The organism is Massilia sp. Leaf139 (assembly GCF_001424165.1).
GTDB lineage: Bacteria > Pseudomonadota > Gammaproteobacteria > Burkholderiales > Burkholderiaceae_D > Telluria.
Map to the genome: position 1 here is coordinate 1 of NZ_LMOJ01000002.1, position 16,182 is coordinate 16,182.

Sequence of the window (16,182 nt, forward strand, 5' to 3'; positions counted from 1 at the left end):
CACCCCTTCCCATCCCGAACAGGACCGTGAAACGACTTTGCGCCGATGATAGTGCTGCAACCAGTGTGAAAGTAGGTTATCGTCAGGCTAGTTATAAGAGAAAAACCCGCTGATTACGATCAGCGGGTTTTTTTTCGTCTATCGCTTTTAATTTGTAGGTCTTCAACACCTGCATTTTGTCTCTTATTGTTCACCTATTCATTTTTAATGGCATATATCAATTCCCTACGGCATCATTAAGGCTAGGTTTTTACTTTTGCCGAAACGGGAATGAGCATGCAACGCACCCTCCTCAGTATTGCCGCTGGACTCCTCCTGATCGCTGCTCAGGCCGACGCAAGCACCCCTGCCGGCGTCAAAAATGCACTGCAGGGCGAATCGATCGGACTGCTGCCCGCCGACGGTTTCCGTCTGCGCAGCGGACAATGCGCTGACTGCCCCATCCCCAAACAAAACCTCTGGTATTTCGAGAACGAGCTGATTGCCGTACCGGCCAGCGCGGCAGCCGCTGCCGGTTTCACGAAGGGCGGCGACAGGAACGGCGATGTCGCGCAATGGGCAACAACGCCCGAGGCAGCGCGGCTGGCCCAACCTTCGATAGTCTGGATCGGCGCCCCGAACATCCTCGAGGGCGCGACCATCCTGCCAGGCGCACAAGGCGTACGCACCGCCGCCGGCCAGGAGCTCGCATTGAAACTGGCCCCGAAGCTCTCCACCAACCGCTCCTATTTCAACGAAGCCAGCGCCGCTTACTTCAAAGGACGAGAGGTACGGATACGCGGCACCGTCGGCCAGGCAAACGGACAGCCGGTGTTCACCGCGCGCACCATCTGGCCCGCCGATTTCGCGATCGACAGCGCACAACTCAACAGCCGCCCTCTGAACAACGCAGACGAATTGACCGCCTTCGTACGCGAACCCGGCAAGCCCAACGCCGGCATCGAGACGCGCCTGTTATGGGAACGCCGTCCCGGCCAGGCGCGTGCCTGGCAGGACAAGCCGGTACTCGGCGTCATGCTCAACGGCGCCCAGGGCGACGACGACGAATCGCTCGGCGGCCATTTCGCCATCGCGACTGGCCGCTTCGGCGCCAAGGGTGACTGGTCGCAATGGGCCGTCAACAATTTTTATAACCTGGACTCCGTCAGCGAGAAGGGCATCCTCGCCGCGACGGTACCGATGGATAACTACCTGATGGATCTGAACAGCGGGCAGCAGTACTACCGCCCATCGGTCATGCTGGTTGCCGTCCTGAATAATGCGCGCGCGGCCGTCGCCTACCAGGGCGGCGTGCAGCGCGTGTTCAACCACTTTTATCGGCACGACTTCCGCTACCGCCACGCCGCCGCCAACTGCACCGGCATCAGCGTCGACGTCTTCAAGGCGCTCGGCTGGCACCTCCCTGAGCGCGGGCCGACGGCGCCCCTGAAATCGCTGGGCGCGTACGCCTATGTGGCGGCCAAGGACGCCAGCCTCAGCAGCGGCCGCAACATCTACGATTACCTGAACGAAGAGCAGACCCGGCTGCTGCCGGCGGTCGCGTTCGACGCGATGGGCCAGGATCTGCTGCGCATCGTCGGCGCCAACGGCGCACCGGGGCGCGCGCTGTCCGCTTATGAAAAGCAGCTGCGCGACGATATCGAGGCGATCGTGCTGGTACGGATTCCGCAGATTCCCTCCAGCCGCGCGCCCGGCTCGGCGCCGGTGTTCTCCTTCAACGAATTCCGCGCACGGGTGCCGGAAGACCAGGCCGACTGGAAGATCGTCCCGGTTGACGCGCGTCCCTTCCCGGCAGCCCTGCAGGACAGCGGTTTTACGCCAGAGGCCGACCCATCCCCGGTACCCTGGCCGATCGCCGGCATCGGTGCAGGCGGCGTGCTGGCGGCCCTAACCTGGCGCCGTCGCAAGGTGAGCCGGAAACCGGCGAACAAGCCTGCTGCCGTGCTGGAAACGGTGGAGTAAGCGTCACCCGCTACCGCCCGGCGATCGCGGTTCCCGGAACGCAGCCGCAGGCTGCCGCATCCTCCCTAGACAAATTCCGCGTCTGTATTCGGCATCGACCCGGGTACAGACGCCGGCCGATTGCTTCAGCTCATCCCGGATAATTTTCCAAGCGGCAAACTTCCTAGTTTATTCACTCTGGAGAAGCCCATGGATACCCTGTCCGACCAAACCGCCCTGGCCGACAAGCTGAGTGCGCCCTTCAACGCCATCGTCTCGCGCCACCGCGCCTCGCTGATGCCGATGCTGGGCGGCAGCGCCCCGGCCGCGCGCGCGGCGCTGGCGAACGACGAGGCGGTGCGCAAAGTCGCCGTGTTCTGCTATCCGCTCCTGCCCGGGATCGTGCGCCTGGCGATCAAGGAACACGTCTTCATCGGCTTCGTCATGAATAACCGCGAACGGCTGCTGGCGCGCCTGACGACGGAAACGCCGGCCACCGGCATTTGAACTGCCTTATTGCGCTACCGGTTCGGCTTCCTTGGCGACGGCACGGCCGCGGCTGATGCTGTCGCCGTCCTGGCGCCGCAGCCGCCAGAAAATCCCCGCCGATACGATCGTCATGATGGACAGCGCCCAGAACGCGTGGTGCAGGGCGCCGGTCACCAGCGCCTGGTTCGTTTGCGGCACGCGGCCCAGGAACCAGGCGGTGACGAGCGAGCCTGCCGCCAGGCCGAAACTCATCGACAATTGCTGGAACGAGCTTGAAATCGTGCTCGCCATGCTGGTGTCGCCCGCCTCGATATCGGCATAGGCCAGCGTGTTCATGCTGGAAAACTGCAGCGAATTGAAGAAGCCCTGCATCAAGCTGATGGCGACGATGGCCGCCAGCGGGGTGTCGCGTCCCACCATCCCGTATAACGCGATCGTCAGGCCGATGAACAGGGTGTTGAACACCAGCACCTGGCGGTAGCCGAAGCGGGCCAGCACTTTCGGGGCGATCAGCTTCATGCCCATGGCGGCGGCCGCCGACGGCATCATCAGCAAGCCCGACTGCCAGGCCGGCAGGCCGAGCCCGAGCTGGTACAGCAAGGGCAGCAGGAAGGGCAGGCCGCCCACGCCCAGGCGCGTGACGAAACCGCCGACCACCGAGATGCGGAAGGTACGCACCCGCAGCAGCGCCAGGCGCAGCAGCGGGAACTGGATGCGGCTGGCGTGCAGCGCATAGGCGGCGAGCAGGCCGATCGACAGCGCCAGCAGCAGGCTCATGGTGGTGGTGCTGAGCGTATGCTCGCCGAACACTTCCAGCAGCCAGGACAGGATGGCGGTGCCGGAGCTGAACAGGATCAGGCCGATCACGTCGAGCGGACGGCGCGCGTCGCCGTGGTAGTCCGGCATGTGGCGCCAGACCAGGTACATGGCGATCAGGCCGAAGGGCACGTTGATGAAGAAGATCGCGCGCCAGGACGTCCAGTGCACGATCAGGCCGCCCACGGTCGGGCCCAGCAGCGGGCCGATCAGGGCCGGGATGATGACGAAGTTCATCGCGCCCAGCAGTTCGGACTTGGGGAAGGTACGTACGATGGCGAGGCGACCGACCGGCATCATCATCGCCCCACCCAGACCCTGCAGCAGGCGCGCCGCCGTCATCATGTTGGCGCTGGGCGCCAGCCCGCACAGCACCGAGGCTAGGGTGAAAATGCCGATGGCGATCAGGAAGACGCGGCGCGTGCCGAAGCGGTCGGCCATCCAGCCGCTGACCGGAATGCCGACGGCCAAGCCGAGGATATAGCTGGTGACGACCGACTTCAGGCTCAGCGGCGTGACGCCGAGGCTGGCTGCGATGCTGGGAATGGCGGTGTTGACGACCGTGGCGTCGAGCTGCTCCATGAACAGGGCAGTAGCGACGAGCCAGGGCAAATAAGTCTTGACGGTGGAACTATCCAAACGGGCCTCATCCGACTTGGCACGCACGGGTGCGCATGCTTGTTCGGATTGTCACATAAATCATGCGATGCCGATTTCAAGCGGACGCCGTACCGACAGCGTCCGCTCGCGCCCTCCAACCCCGTTTCAGAACTGGTAGCGCGCGCCGACTACCAGGAAATTCACGCCGCTGTTGGGGCGCTTGATGCTGGCGTTCGAATAGTGCTGGATCTTGACGCTGAAATCCCACTTGGTCGGCGTGACGTAGCCGATGCCGAGGTGGTCGCCGAACTGGAAGGCGGTCGAAAGCCGGTTGTCGTCGTTGTTGTACAGCTCGGAGAACAGGTTGGCGCCGATGCCGGCCTCGACATACCAGCCGAGCTTGTCGTCGCGCTGGTAGCGCGCCACCGGCGTGATGCCGACCACGGCGATGTTCTGCTCTTGTCCCGGCTGGTTGCGGTAGGCGGTGCCGCGCCAATAGGCGGCCGACAAGTCCCAGTAGCCGGACAGATGGCGGCCGTTGGAGGCGAACCAGCGCGACTCCCAGTTCTTCTGTACGGCCACGCGCGCCATGCGTACTTTGGCGCCCGTGCCGAATTCGAAGGATGCCGAGTCGACCCAGCCGTTGTCGGCGGCGCCGGCCTGCGTGGCCACCAGGGCAGCGGCCACCCCAAGAATGGCCCCGATTTTTTGAATAGAGAACATAATTGCTTTCGTAATTGCGATCGTCAGTAGGGCACCAATCCATGCTGGTGCGTTCAATTATTGTACTAGTATTAACAAAACCACGTGATCGCTCATCAAATAGTACAAGGGAACCGTATGGCGCTTCCAGTTGTCGCATTTCTTGGTATCGGACTGATGGGCGGGCCGATGGCCACTCGCCTTTGTGCGGCGGGGTATCCGCTGCGTGCCTGGAACCGGAACCCGGCCAAGGCGCAGGCGCTCACTGCAAGCGGCGCCGTCGCCGGCGCATCGACCCTTGATGCTGTCACAGGAGCGAAGATCGTCGTGTCGATGCTGGCCGACGGCGCGGTTGTGCAAGAAGTCATCGAGGCCGCGCTGCCCGGCATGGCGCCCGGCACCCTGTGGATCGACATGAGTTCGACGCGTCACGACGAGGCGCTGTGCTGCCATGCGCGCCTGGTGGAGCAGGGCATGCGCTTTCTCGACGCGCCGGTGTCGGGCGGCGTCGGCGGCGCAGAGGGGGGCACGCTTGCCATCATGGCCGGCGGCAGCCTGCACGATTTCGACGAGGCGGCGCCGCTGTTCGCCGTGCTCGGCAGTGCGCAGCTGGTCGGGCCGGGCGGCAGCGGCCAGGTGGCGAAGCTGTGCAACCAGCTGATCGTCGGCGCCACCATCAACGTCGTGGCCGAAGCCCTGCTGCTGGCGCAGGCAGCCGGCGCCGATCCGGCCGCCGTGCGCGAGGCGATCCGCGGCGGCTTTGCCGGCAGCCGCATCCTGGAAGTGCATGGCCAGCGCATGCTCGATCGGAATTTCGTGCCGGGCGGGCAGGTGAAAAGCCAGTTGAAGGACATGCGCAACGTGCTGGCGGCGGCGGGAGAGGCGGGGCTGGTGTTGCCGATGACGGCGGCGGCCACGCGTAGTTACGAGATGATCGAAGACCTGTTGGGTGGGGCGGATCATGCGGCGGCCTTGCTGGCGCTGGAGCGGATCAATCCGGGGCAGCGGGTGGGACATGGGGCGGATGTGTTGCCGTAGCAGATAGGCGTTGCTGGCGTTGCGGTAAGCATGGGCACGAAACGCGGGCATGCCCGCCCTACGGTACGCATCGGCCACGGGCTGCGGTGCACCGTAGGGCGGGCATGCCCGCGTCAACACCCCACGCGTGGTGGCGCCTCTATTTCACCCCACCGGCAATCCGGTCTCGACCAAGCGCACCCAATAACTCGCCCCGATCGGCAACAGCTGGTCATTGAAATCATAACTCCCGTTATGCAGCTGACATGGCCCCAGCCCGTGTCCGCCTGCACGGTGCTCGCCGTCGCCATTCCCGATGAACACATAGCATCCCGGCTTCGCCTGCAGCATGAAGGCAAAATCCTCCGCCCCCATGGTCGGCTCGACGGCCGTGTTCACGTTGGCGACGCCCACGACCGCGCGCATCGCCTCGATGGCAAACGCGGTCTGCTCGGGATGGTTGATCAGCGGTGGGTAGTTGCGCTTGAAGCCGAAGTCGATGCCCGCATTGAAACCGGCGGCGATCGCATTCGCCATCTGCTCCATGCGCGTCTCGATCAGGTCGAGTACGGCGTTCGAGAAGGTGCGCACGGTGCCGATCATGACTGCTTCGTCGGGAATCACGTTGGTCGCGCTGCCGGCGTGGATTTGCGTGATCGATAGCACGGCCGTCTCGAGCGGATTCTTTTCGCGCGAGACGATCGTTTGCCAGGCCTGCGCGATCTGCACCGCCACCATCACCGGATCGATGCCGCGGTGCGGCTGCGCCGCGTGCGCGCCCTTGCCTTTGACGACCACGCGGAACTCGTTACTCGACGCCATCATCGGCCCCGGAATTACGCCGAAGCTGCCCGCGGGCAGACCTGGCCAGTTGTGCATGCCATAGACGGCATCCATCGGAAACTGGTCAAACAGGCCATCGTCCATCATGCGCCGGGCGCCGGCGCCGCCTTCCTCGGCCGGCTGGAAAATCAGGTAGACCGTGCCGTCGAAGTTGCGGTGACGCGACAAATAGTGGGCTGCGCCCAGCAACATCGCCGTGTGGCCGTCGTGGCCGCATGCATGCATCTTGCCGGGGTGGCGCGACGCATGGTCAAATGTGTTGAGTTCCTGCATCGGCAGCGCATCCATGTCGGCGCGCAGGCCGATCGCGCGGTTCGATGTGCCGTTTTTGACAATGCCGACCACGCCGGTGCCGCCCAGTCCGCGTACGGTCGGAATGCCCCAGTCTTCCAGGCGCGCGGCGACGGTGTCGGCAGTGCGGTGTTCTTCGTAGCAGAGTTCCGGATGGGCGTGCAGGTCGCGGCGGATGTGCTCCAGTTCCGTCTGAAACGCCAGGATAGGTTCCACGAGTCTCATCTTGTTCTCCCTGTTTGCATGGACATGAATGCAAGTGTTGTAAACCATTGTAGCCCGCCTCAACATGGGAAATCCATACCCGGTAACGGCGTCGGCCACCGGCCCCGGCTGAATCAGATAAAGTATTGGTTTGTCGACGTTTTTCCCGAGAATTGAACCCGATGTCCATCACCCAAGTCCGCGCTGCCTGCCCCCACGATTGCCCCGATACCTGTGCCCTGCTCGTCACCGTCGAAGACGGTGTGGCGACCGAAGTGCGCGGCGATCCGGAGCATCCGACCACGGCCGGCGTGCTGTGCACGAAGGTGGCGCGCTATGTCGAGCGCACCTATTCGCCGGATCGCGTGCTCTACCCGATGCGCCGCGTCGGCAAGAAGGGAGAAGGGAAGTTCGAACGCATCAGCTGGGACGCCGCGCTCGATGAAATCGCCGCGCGTCTGAAACCGATCGCGGCACACGATCCGCAAGCCATCCTGCCTTACAGCTATTGCGGCACCATGGGCCTGGTACAGGGCGAAGCGATGTCGATGCGCTTCTTTAACAAGCTGGGCGCCTCGCTGCTCGACCGGACGATCTGCGCGACCGCCGGCTTCACCGGCTACAAATACACGATCGGCGCCTCGATCGGCACCGACATGGAGCAGTTCCAGGATGCCAAGCTGATCCTCATCTGGGGCGGCAATCCGATCGCCTCGAACCTGCACTTCTGGATGCGCGCCCAGGAAGCGAAGCGCCGCGGCGCCAAGCTGATCGCCATCGACCCCTACCGCTCGCTGACGGCCGAAAAATGTCACGAGCACATCGCGCTGCTGCCCGGCACCGACGCCGCCTTCGCGCTCGGCCTGATGCACGTGCTGATCGCGGAAGACCTGCTCGACCACGACTACATCGCCAACTACACGCTCGGCTTCGAGGAACTGAGGGAACGCGCGGCCGAGTGGACGCCGGAGCGCACCGCCGAGACCTGCGGCATCAGCGCGCAGGAAATCGTCGATCTGGCGCGCCTGTACGGAAGTACGGCGCAGCGCGGCGAGCCGGTGGCGATCCGCTGCAACTATGGTGTGCAGCGTGCGCGCGGCGGCGGCATGGCGGTGCGCAACATGAGCTGCCTGCCGGCCCTGGTCGGCGCCTGGCGCCATGCGGCCGGCGGCATCCAGCTCTCCACCTCCGGGTCCTTCCCGGCCAACAAAGCCAAGCTGCAGCGCCCGGATCTGCTGGCCGGCCGCACGCCGCGCACGATCAACATGACCACCATCGGCGACGATTTATTGAAACCGGCGTCGCCGGAGTTCGGCCCGCAGGTGGAAGCCGTCATCGTCTACAACGCCAACCCGCTGGCAATTGCCCCGGATTCGGCCAAGGTACAGCAGGGCTTCGAGCGCGAGGATCTGTTCACGGTGGTGCTGGAACAGTTCCAGACCGACAGCGCGGATTACGCCGACATCCTGCTGCCGGCCACGACCCAGCTCGAACACGTCGATGCGCACCTGGCTTATGGCCACCTGTACATGATGGCGAACAACGCCGCCATTGCACCGATGGGCGAAGCCAAGCCGAACAGCGAAATCTTCCGCCTGCTGGCCGCGCGCATGGGTTTTACGGATGACTGCTTCACCGAATCCGACGACGAACTGGCCGCGCAAGCCTTCGACAAAACCCACACGCGCGCAATCCACTTCGACTGGGAAGCGCTGAAGCAGAAGGGCTGGCAAAAGCTGAACATGCCCGACGCGCCTTTTGCCGAGGGCGGTTTCCCCACACCCTCGGGCAAGTGCGAGTTTTACTCGGCATCGATGGCGCAGGATGGCCTCGATCCGCTGCCGGCCTATATTGCCCCCTACGAATCGGCGGCTTCGAATCCTGAATTAGCGAAGAAATATCCGTTGGGGATGATTTCTCCGCCGGCACGGAACTTCCTGAACTCAACCTTTGTCAATGTACAGAGCCTACGCGCAACCGAGGGCGAGCCGCACCTCGACATCCACCCGAACGACGCCGCAATGCGCGGCATCGCCCACGGTGACATGGCGCGTATTTTTAACGACCGCGGCTCTTTTATTGCCAAGGCGCGCGTGACCGAGAAAGCGCGACCGGGCCTCGTGGTGGGCTTGTCGATCTGGTGGAAGAAACTCGCCAAGGACGGCAAGAACGCCAACGAAGTGACCAGCCAGCGCCTGACCGACATGGGTCGGGCGCCCACTTTCTACGACACCCTGGTGCAGGTCGAAAAAGCCGCACCGCGACCCGGACATGAAGATTCCATCCCCTAAACTCTCCTCGTTGTTCCGGCGCGCGCTCGTTCTGGGCGCCGCTGCCGGCATGCTTGCCAGTTGTTCTACTCTGAATTACTACACCCAGGCCGCCCAGGGCCAACTCGAACTCCTCTCCGACGCACGACCCATCGATGACTGGCTGGCCGATCCGGCCACCAACACGACGCTGCGCCATCGCCTGGAAACGGCGCGCCAGATCCGCCGCTTCGCCGTCCAGCAAATGGGCTTGCCCGACAACGGCAGCTATAAAAACTACGCCGCCTTGAAACGCCAGTACGTGCTGTGGAACGTCGTCGCCACGCCGGAATTGTCCCTGAAACCGCTGCAATGGTGTTTCCCGGTCGCCGGTTGCGTGAACTACCGCGGCTACTACAGCAAGGAAGACGCGCAGGCCTATGCCAGGCAACTGCGCGCCGAAGGCCGCGACGTCGAAGTCGGCGGCGTGAGTGCCTATTCGACCCTCGGCTGGTTCAGCGACCCGCTGATTTCCACCTTCATCAACTATCCCGATGCCGAACTGGCGCGCATGATCTTCCACGAACTGGCGCACCAGGTGACCTATGTGCAGGGCGATTCGCGCTTCAACGAATCCTTCGCCAGCGCGGTGGAAGAGGCCGGCGTCGAATTGTGGCTGGAGCGTTTCGGCAATCCGGCGATGCGCGATGGTTACGCGCGCTATTCGGTGCGGCGCAAGGATTTCCTGGCATTGCTGCTGAAGTACCGGAAAGAGCTGGAACGCACCTACGCCGCCATCATCCCCGACGAACAAAAGCGCATCGGCAAGGCGCGCCTGTTCATCGCCCTGAAGGAGGAATACCAGGTGCTGAAGGCGAACTGGGGCGGCTATGCCGGCTACGACCGCTTCTTCGCCGAGCCGCTCTCGAATGCGCACCTGGCCTCGATCGCCACCTATAACGACTACGTGCCGGCCTTCCGCGCGATGCTCAGAAAGGAAAAGGATTTCCGCGCGTTTTACAGTAAAGTGAACCGGCTGGCGAAGCTGGACAAGGGCGAGCGGCAGGCGGCACTGAAGCTGATCGACGTGAGTTCGCCACCGGCGAATTTCATGGTGCAACGCACCAATGCGGCCATGCCATAAACCCTGCCGTAGAGTGCCTGTTCCAATCTCGCCAAAAGCGCTTGCTTATGCGGGCGCTGCCCGATAGCATCAATAACAAACGCATAATGTACGGCGTGGGTGTCGTTCGCGTTGCGAAATTGCGCCCACGGACGATGACAATCCTATTGGAGACAGAGGCACCTGATGGACAAACTTTGGCTGAAGTCGTATCCCCCTGGCGTACCCGCGGAAATCAATCCCGAACAGTACACCTCGCTCGTCCACCTGCTGGAAGAGTCCTTCCAGAAGTTCGCGCAAAACAACGCGTACGTCTGCATGGACAAGTTCCTCACGTATGCCGAGCTCGACGCGTGCTCGAAGCGCCTCGGCGCCTGGCTGCAAAGCCGTGGCATGAGTAAGGGCGCGCGGGTGGCGGTGATGATGCCGAACATCCTCCAGTACCCGGTCGCGATCGCCGCCATCCTGCGTGCCGGCTACACCGTCGTCAACGTCAATCCGCTCTACACGCCGCGCGAACTCGAACACCAGCTGAAGGATTCGGGCAGCGAAGCGATCATCGTGCTCGAGAACTTCGCGCACACGGTCGAGCAGGTGCTCAAGAATACGCCGGTGCGCCACGTGGTCGTGGCCAGCATGGGCGAAATGCTGGGCGGCGCCAAAGGCATGCTGGTCAACTTCGTCGTGCGTAACGTGAAGAAGATGGTGCCCGAGTTCGCGCTGCCGAACATGGTGCGCTTCAAGGATGCCATGGCGCAGGGCGCCAAGATGCCGTTTTCGAAACCGGCGCTGACCCAGTCCGACATCGCCTTCCTGCAGTACACCGGCGGTACCACGGGCGTCTCGAAGGGCGCCACGCTCACCCACCGCAACGTGATCGCCAATGTGCTGCAGACCGAAGCCTGGGGCGAGCCGGCGCTGGCGCAGCCGCCGCACGTGGAGTTCCAGACCATCATCTGCGCGCTGCCGCTGTACCACATCTTCGCGCTGACGGCCTGCGCCCTGTTCGGCATGCGCACCGGCGCCCTGAACGTCCTGATCCCGAATCCGCGCGACATCCCGGGCTTCATCAAGGAACTGGGCAAGTACAAGTTCACCATGCTGCCGGCTGTGAACACCCTGTACAACGCGCTGGTCAATCACCCTGACTTCGCCAGCCTCGACTTCTCGCAGCTGAAAACCGCGAACGGCGGCGGCATGGCCGTGCAGCAGGCGGTCAACGACAAGTGGAAGCAGATCACCGGCAAGAGTATCATCGAGGGTTACGGCCTGTCGGAAACCGCACCGGTCGCCACCTGCAACCGCTCGGACGAAACCGGTTTCACCGGCAGCATCGGCCTGCCGGTGCCGTCGACCGACATCGCCATCCTGGACGACGACGGCAAGCCGGTACCGCTGGGCCAGCCCGGCGAGATCGCGATCCGCGGCCCGCAGGTGATGGCCGGCTACTGGAACCGTCCGGACGAAACGGCCAAGGTCATGACGGCCGACGGCTTCTTCAAGTCGGGCGACATCGGCACCATGGACGAACGCGGCTACGTGAAAATCGTCGACCGCAAGAAGGACATGATCCTGGTGTCGGGCTTTAACGTCTACCCGAATGAACTCGAAGGCGTGATCGCCGGCCACCCGGGCGTGCTCGAATGCGCGGTCGTCGGGGTGCCGGACGAGCACTCGGGCGAGGCAGTGAAGGTCTTCGTGGTCAAGAAGGATCCGGCCCTGACCGAAGCGGTGCTGATGGACTACTGCAAGCAGCAGTTCACCGGCTACAAGAAGCCGAAGTTCATCGAATTCCGCGACGAACTGCCGAAGACGAACGTCGGCAAGATCCTGCGGCGCGCGCTGCGCGACGAACAGCAGCAGAAGCAAAAGCAAGCAGCTTGACGACGCGTTAGTCGCATTGCGTCCGGCTGGCAAAGCCGCCCGTCAAAACGGGCGGCTTTGCATTTTTATTGGACACAAAGTTTTAAGAAGGCGAGGCACAGATGGACAAGTTTTGGCTCAAGTCGTACCAGGGGGGCGTACCGGCGGAGATCGACCCGACGCAGTACCGCTCACTCACCCATTTGCTGGAAGAGTCCTTCCGCAAGTACGCGGCCCAGAACGCCTTTGCCTGCATGGACAAGACGCTGACTTACGGCGAGCTCGATCGCCTGTCGGCGCAGATGGCGGCCTGGCTGCAAAGCCGCGGCCTGCAGCCGGGTGCGCGCGTGGCGATCATGCTGCCCAACGTGCTGCAATACCCGGTGGCGATGGCGGCGGCCCTGCGCGGCGGTTATACCATCGTCAACGTCAACCCGCTCTACACCCCGCGCGAACTGCAGCACCAGCTGAAGGACTCGGGCGCCGAGGCGCTGGTGGTGCTGGAAAACTTCGCCCACACGGTGGAACAGGTGATCGCCAACACGCCGGTGAAGCACGTCATCGTCGGCACCATGGGCGACCTGCTCGGCGGCGTGAAGGGCACGATCGTCAACTTCGTCGTCCGTAAAGTCAAAAAGATGGTGCCGGCCTGGTCGCTGCCGGGCGCGATCGGCTTCAAGAAAATGCTGGCCGAAGGCGCGCGCCTGACCTTCAAGCCCGTGAAACTCGGCCACGACGACATCGCCTTCCTGCAGTACACCGGCGGCACCACGGGCGTCTCGAAGGGCGCCGTCCTGCTGCACCGCAACGTGCTGGCCAACGTGCTGCAGAACGAAGCCTGGTTCGGCCCGTCGCTGGGCCGCGCACCAAGCGACAAGCAGCTCGAATTCATGTGCGCGCTGCCGCTGTACCACATCTATGCGCTGACCGTCTGCGCGCTGCTGGGCATGCGCCTGGGCGCGATGAACGTCCTGATCCCGAACCCGCGCGACATGGACGGCTTCATCAAGGAACTGGGCAAGTACAAGATCAACGTGTTCCCGGCTGTGAACACGCTGTATAACGGCCTGGTCAACCAGCCGGCCTTCGCCAACCTGGATCACTCCACCTACCTGGTGTGCCCGGGCGGCGGCATGGCGGTGCAGCAGGCGGTGGCCGACAAGTGGCTCAAGATCACCGGCACCCCGATCGTCGAAGGTTATGGCTTGTCCGAGACCTCGCCGGTGGTCACCGCAAACCGCTGCGACATCACCGATTTCACCGGCACCATCGGCCTGCCGCTGCCGTCGACCGAAGTGCTGATCCTCGACGAAGCGGACAAACCTGTCCCCTTCGGCCAGTCCGGCGAAATCGCCGTGCGCGGCCCGCAGGTGATGGCCGGCTACTGGAAGCGCGACGACGAGACGGCCAAGGTCATGACGGCGGACGGCTTCATGAAGACCGGCGACATCGGCATCATGGACGAACGCGGCTACACCCGCATCGTCGACCGCAAGAAGGACATGATCCTGGTCTCGGGCTTCAATGTGTACCCGAACGAAGTCGAGAACGTCGTCGCTTCGCACCCGGGCGTGCTGGAAGTAGCCTGCGTCGGCGTGCCGGATAAACACTCGGGCGAAGCGGTGAAGCTGTATGTGGTCAAGAAGGACGCGTCGCTCACCGTCGAGACGCTGATGGAGTTCTGCAAGGAAGAGCTGACCGGTTATAAACGTCCGCGCACCATCGAGTTCCGCGATACGCTGCCGAAGACCAATGTCGGCAAGATCCTGCGGCGTGAATTGCGGGATGAGAAGCAGAGCGCCTGACCATCTAATCGGCACCTGGGGTGATCACCCGTTGATCCGCGTGGGCTTGGAGAGCCCGGTGAACCCGTCATTGAGGCCATTGGCCTCAATGACCCCTACGCTTTGCACCTGCCGCGGGTGCTTGCGCACCGTAGGGTGGGCTCCCCGAGCCCACGCGTCCGCATCATCCGCACCGCGATAAAAACGTTCGAATCGCACCGGTCGAACGATACGCTCACACCCGCTCGATCCGCCCCGCCCCCACCGCAAACGCCGCCAGCTCCGCTTGCCCCGAGCCCGCATCGCGCACATCGTCCAAGCCCATGAAACGCGCCTGCGCCCCGCGCGGCGTCAGCTCCACCAGCATGTAGCCGCGCCGGTCGCTGCGCCCGTACAGCATGTGCGGATTGCGCTCGACATTCTCCTGCGTGCGTCCCTGCGGCCGTGAACTCGAGGTGATCGAGGTGCCGCACAATTCCGCGGCAAGCACCGGGTTCGCCTTCGACACCGGCCGATTGAAATCGCGCCGCAATGTGCTCGCATAAAAGGTGTGCACGTCGCCCGCCAGCACCAGCGGATTCTTCGCGCCGCTACTGGCCAGCGTGTCGAGCAGGCGCCGCCGCGCCGCCGGATAGCCATCCCATCCATCCGTCCAGAAGCGGCCGTCGTCGGGCGCGCGGATCGGCACGCCGCTCGACTGCGCCAGCGGCGTCTGCTGGGCCAGGATGTTCCAGTGCGCGCGCGAGGAGTGCAGGCCCTGCGCCAGCCAGGCTTCCTGTTCGGCCCCCAGCATCGTGCGGCTTGGGTCGCGCAGGGCTTCGCAGGCGCGCGCCAGTACCACGTTCGAGCCGCCGCGTCCCGGTTTCGAGCAGGGCAGGGCCGAGCGGTACTGGCGGTTGTCGAGCACGTGGAAGCGCGCCAGGCGGCCCCAGTCGTGGCGCTGATACATGCGCAGGCTGCCGAAGCGTCCATTCGGCGGCGGTAGGCGCAGCGGCATGTGTTCGTAAAAGGCCTGGTAGGCGGCGGCGCGGCGCGCGGCGAAGCCGCCGGACAAGCGCTCGTCGATGTCGCCGGCGTAGTCGTTGGCGACCTCGTGGTCGTCCCAGGTCACGATCCAGGGCGCGGCTTGGTGCGCCGCCTGCAGGTCGCGGTCGCTCTTGTATTGCGCATAGCGCGCGCGGTACTGCGCCAGCGTGAACGATTCGTCGCTGCGGATCGCGCGCTGCGGATGGCGCAGCTGGTAGGGGCCCCACTCATAGATGTAATCACCGAGGAAGGCGACCAGGTCGGGCGCGGCGGCCGCGATGTGGCGGTGCGCGGCGTAGTGGCCGAACTCCCAGTGCTGGCAGGAGGCCACCGCCAGTTTCAGCGAAGAGGGCAAGGCGTCGCCCGCCGGCGCGGTGCGCGTGCGACCGACCGGACTGACGGCGTCGCCCAGCATGAAGCGGTACCAGTACCATCGCGCCGGCTGCAAGCCGACCGCATCGACGTGCACGCTGTGCGCCAGGGCAGGAGAAGCGACCGCGCTGCCGGCCGCGGCGATCTTGCGAAAAGCCTCGTCCTCGGCCACTTCCCAGCGCAGCGTCAGGGCCAGTGGCGGCGCCGATGCCGCGTTCAGCGGATCGGGCAGGATGCGCGTCCAGAGGATGACGGAATGGGGCAGCGGCGAGCCGGAGGCGACGCCAAGCGAGAAGGGATACGAGCTGCCCGCGGCCTGCGCATTGAAAGACGTGCCCGCCGTGGCGGCCGCGGCCAGGCGCGCCGCGTCGAGCAGGAAGCCGCGGCGCGCCTCCAGCATCGTTTACTGGTGCGAGATCAGCGATTCGATCGGCGGCAGCTGGCGCGGCTTGCGATCGGGGCCGGTGGCGACATAGGTCAGCGTCGCTTCGGTGACTTTCACGATGTTCGACTGCAGGCGGTTGCGCTCGGCATACACCTCGACATACACGGTGATCGAGGTGTTGCCTACCTTGACGATATCGGCGTAAAACGACAGCAGGTCGCCGACGAACACCGGGTTCTTGAACAGGAAGGAATTCACCGCGATGGTGGCGACGCGGCCGTTGGCGCGGCGGGTGGCCGGCAGCGAACCGGCGATGTCGACCTGGGCCATGATCCAGCCGCCGAAGACATCGCCATACACGTTCGCATCGGGCGGGCCCGGCATCACGCGCAGCTGCGGCATTTTTCCTTCCGGCAGACGGTTCGTGTTCGGGTTGCTGCTGGCGGGCGCGGTGTTTTCTGGCGTGGTCATCTTGAA

Annotated in this window: 12 protein-coding genes; 7 read left to right on the forward strand and 5 right to left on the reverse strand. The window is 64.2% G+C overall.

All coding sequences use genetic code 11. The annotated features are described in order from the left end of the window. Positions 1-276 precede the first annotated feature (276 nt). Together ASF77_RS06490 and ASF77_RS06495 are read left to right on the forward strand one after the other, a co-directional pair. The gene (locus tag ASF77_RS06490; RefSeq protein ID WP_156648766.1) at positions 277-1,962 is read left to right on the forward strand and encodes a hypothetical protein; all 1,686 of its coding nucleotides are present in this window, start codon (positions 277-279) and stop codon (positions 1,960-1,962) included. Between the two features lie 189 nt (positions 1,963-2,151). Further along, positions 2,152-2,448 (forward strand): hypothetical protein, encoded by a 297-nt coding sequence (locus ASF77_RS06495; RefSeq protein WP_056336506.1) that lies wholly within the window; start codon positions 2,152-2,154, stop codon positions 2,446-2,448. Between the two features lie 6 nt (positions 2,449-2,454). Here ASF77_RS06495 and ASF77_RS06500 read toward each other — a convergent pair whose 3' ends face one another. Both ASF77_RS06500 and ASF77_RS06505 read right to left on the reverse strand, forming a co-directional pair. Continuing rightward, positions 2,455-3,885 (reverse strand): DHA2 family efflux MFS transporter permease subunit, encoded by a 1,431-nt coding sequence (locus tag ASF77_RS06500; protein WP_056336509.1) that lies wholly within the window; start codon positions 3,883-3,885, stop codon positions 2,455-2,457. Positions 3,886-4,011: 126 nt separating this feature from the next. Continuing rightward, positions 4,012-4,569 carry an acyloxyacyl hydrolase gene (locus tag ASF77_RS06505; RefSeq protein WP_056336512.1) on the reverse strand — a complete coding sequence of 186 codons (558 nt, stop codon included), beginning with the start codon at positions 4,567-4,569 and terminating at the stop codon, positions 4,012-4,014. Positions 4,570-4,686: 117 nt separating this feature from the next. Between ASF77_RS06505 and ASF77_RS06510 the strand changes: the two genes are divergently transcribed. Continuing rightward, a complete protein-coding gene (locus ASF77_RS06510) occupies positions 4,687-5,586 on the forward strand; it encodes an NAD(P)-dependent oxidoreductase (RefSeq protein ID WP_082493616.1) in 900 nt (299 codons plus the stop codon). A 144-nt stretch (positions 5,587-5,730) separates the two neighbouring features. On the opposite strand, the gene ASF77_RS06515 is transcribed toward ASF77_RS06510, so the two are convergent. Further along, entirely contained in the window at positions 5,731-6,924 is a 1,194-nt protein-coding gene (locus ASF77_RS06515; RefSeq protein ID WP_056336515.1) for a M20 aminoacylase family protein, read from the reverse strand. Between the two features lie 161 nt (positions 6,925-7,085). Between ASF77_RS06515 and ASF77_RS06520 the strand changes: the two genes are divergently transcribed. The 4 genes from ASF77_RS06520 (at position 7,086) to ASF77_RS06535 (ending at position 13,943) form a co-directional block, all read left to right on the forward strand. Next, on the forward strand, positions 7,086-9,194 hold the full coding sequence (locus ASF77_RS06520; protein WP_056336518.1) for a molybdopterin-dependent oxidoreductase: 2,109 nt from the start codon (positions 7,086-7,088) through the stop codon (positions 9,192-9,194). Next, positions 9,175-10,296, forward strand: coding sequence for an aminopeptidase (locus ASF77_RS06525; RefSeq protein WP_229445287.1), 1,122 nt, complete (start codon positions 9,175-9,177; stop codon positions 10,294-10,296). The genes ASF77_RS06520 and ASF77_RS06525 overlap by 20 nt, the downstream gene beginning before the upstream one ends. A 165-nt stretch (positions 10,297-10,461) precedes the next feature. Further along, positions 10,462-12,159, forward strand: coding sequence for a long-chain fatty acid--CoA ligase (locus ASF77_RS06530; protein ID WP_056336521.1), 1,698 nt, complete (start codon positions 10,462-10,464; stop codon positions 12,157-12,159). A 101-nt stretch (positions 12,160-12,260) separates the two neighbouring features. Beyond that, entirely contained in the window at positions 12,261-13,943 is a 1,683-nt protein-coding gene (locus tag ASF77_RS06535) for a long-chain-fatty-acid--CoA ligase (protein ID WP_056336524.1), read from the forward strand. Positions 13,944-14,157: 214 nt separating this feature from the next. Here ASF77_RS06535 and ASF77_RS06540 read toward each other — a convergent pair whose 3' ends face one another. Together ASF77_RS06540 and ASF77_RS06545 are read right to left on the reverse strand one after the other, a co-directional pair. Next, the gene (locus ASF77_RS06540; RefSeq protein WP_056336527.1) at positions 14,158-15,720 is read right to left on the reverse strand and encodes an alkaline phosphatase; all 1,563 of its coding nucleotides are present in this window, start codon (positions 15,718-15,720) and stop codon (positions 14,158-14,160) included. A gap of 3 nt (positions 15,721-15,723) precedes the next feature. Next, a complete protein-coding gene (locus ASF77_RS06545; RefSeq protein WP_056336529.1) occupies positions 15,724-16,176 on the reverse strand; it encodes an acyl-CoA thioesterase in 453 nt (150 codons plus the stop codon). Positions 16,177-16,182 lie beyond the last annotated feature (6 nt).

Excerpts from the sequence above, each read along its gene's own strand:
- ASF77_RS06490 (WP_156648766.1), top strand. The coding sequence starts at position 277 with ATGCAACGCACCCTCCTCAGTATTGCCGCTGGACTCCTCCTGATCGCT.
- ASF77_RS06495 (WP_056336506.1), top strand. The coding sequence starts at position 2,152 with ATGGATACCCTGTCCGACCAAACCGCCCTGGCCGACAAGCTGAGTGCG.
- ASF77_RS06505 (WP_056336512.1), bottom strand. The coding sequence starts at position 4,569 with ATGTTCTCTATTCAAAAAATCGGGGCCATTCTTGGGGTGGCCGCTGCC.
- ASF77_RS06510 (WP_082493616.1), top strand. The coding sequence starts at position 4,687 with ATGGCGCTTCCAGTTGTCGCATTTCTTGGTATCGGACTGATGGGCGGG.
- ASF77_RS06515 (WP_056336515.1), bottom strand. The coding sequence starts at position 6,924 with ATGAGACTCGTGGAACCTATCCTGGCGTTTCAGACGGAACTGGAGCAC.
- ASF77_RS06520 (WP_056336518.1), top strand. The coding sequence starts at position 7,086 with ATGTCCATCACCCAAGTCCGCGCTGCCTGCCCCCACGATTGCCCCGAT.
- ASF77_RS06525 (WP_229445287.1), top strand. The coding sequence starts at position 9,175 with ATGAAGATTCCATCCCCTAAACTCTCCTCGTTGTTCCGGCGCGCGCTC.
- ASF77_RS06530 (WP_056336521.1), top strand. The coding sequence starts at position 10,462 with ATGGACAAACTTTGGCTGAAGTCGTATCCCCCTGGCGTACCCGCGGAA.
- ASF77_RS06535 (WP_056336524.1), top strand. The coding sequence starts at position 12,261 with ATGGACAAGTTTTGGCTCAAGTCGTACCAGGGGGGCGTACCGGCGGAG.
- ASF77_RS06540 (WP_056336527.1), bottom strand. The coding sequence starts at position 15,720 with ATGCTGGAGGCGCGCCGCGGCTTCCTGCTCGACGCGGCGCGCCTGGCC.
- ASF77_RS06545 (WP_056336529.1), bottom strand. The coding sequence starts at position 16,176 with ATGACCACGCCAGAAAACACCGCGCCCGCCAGCAGCAACCCGAACACG.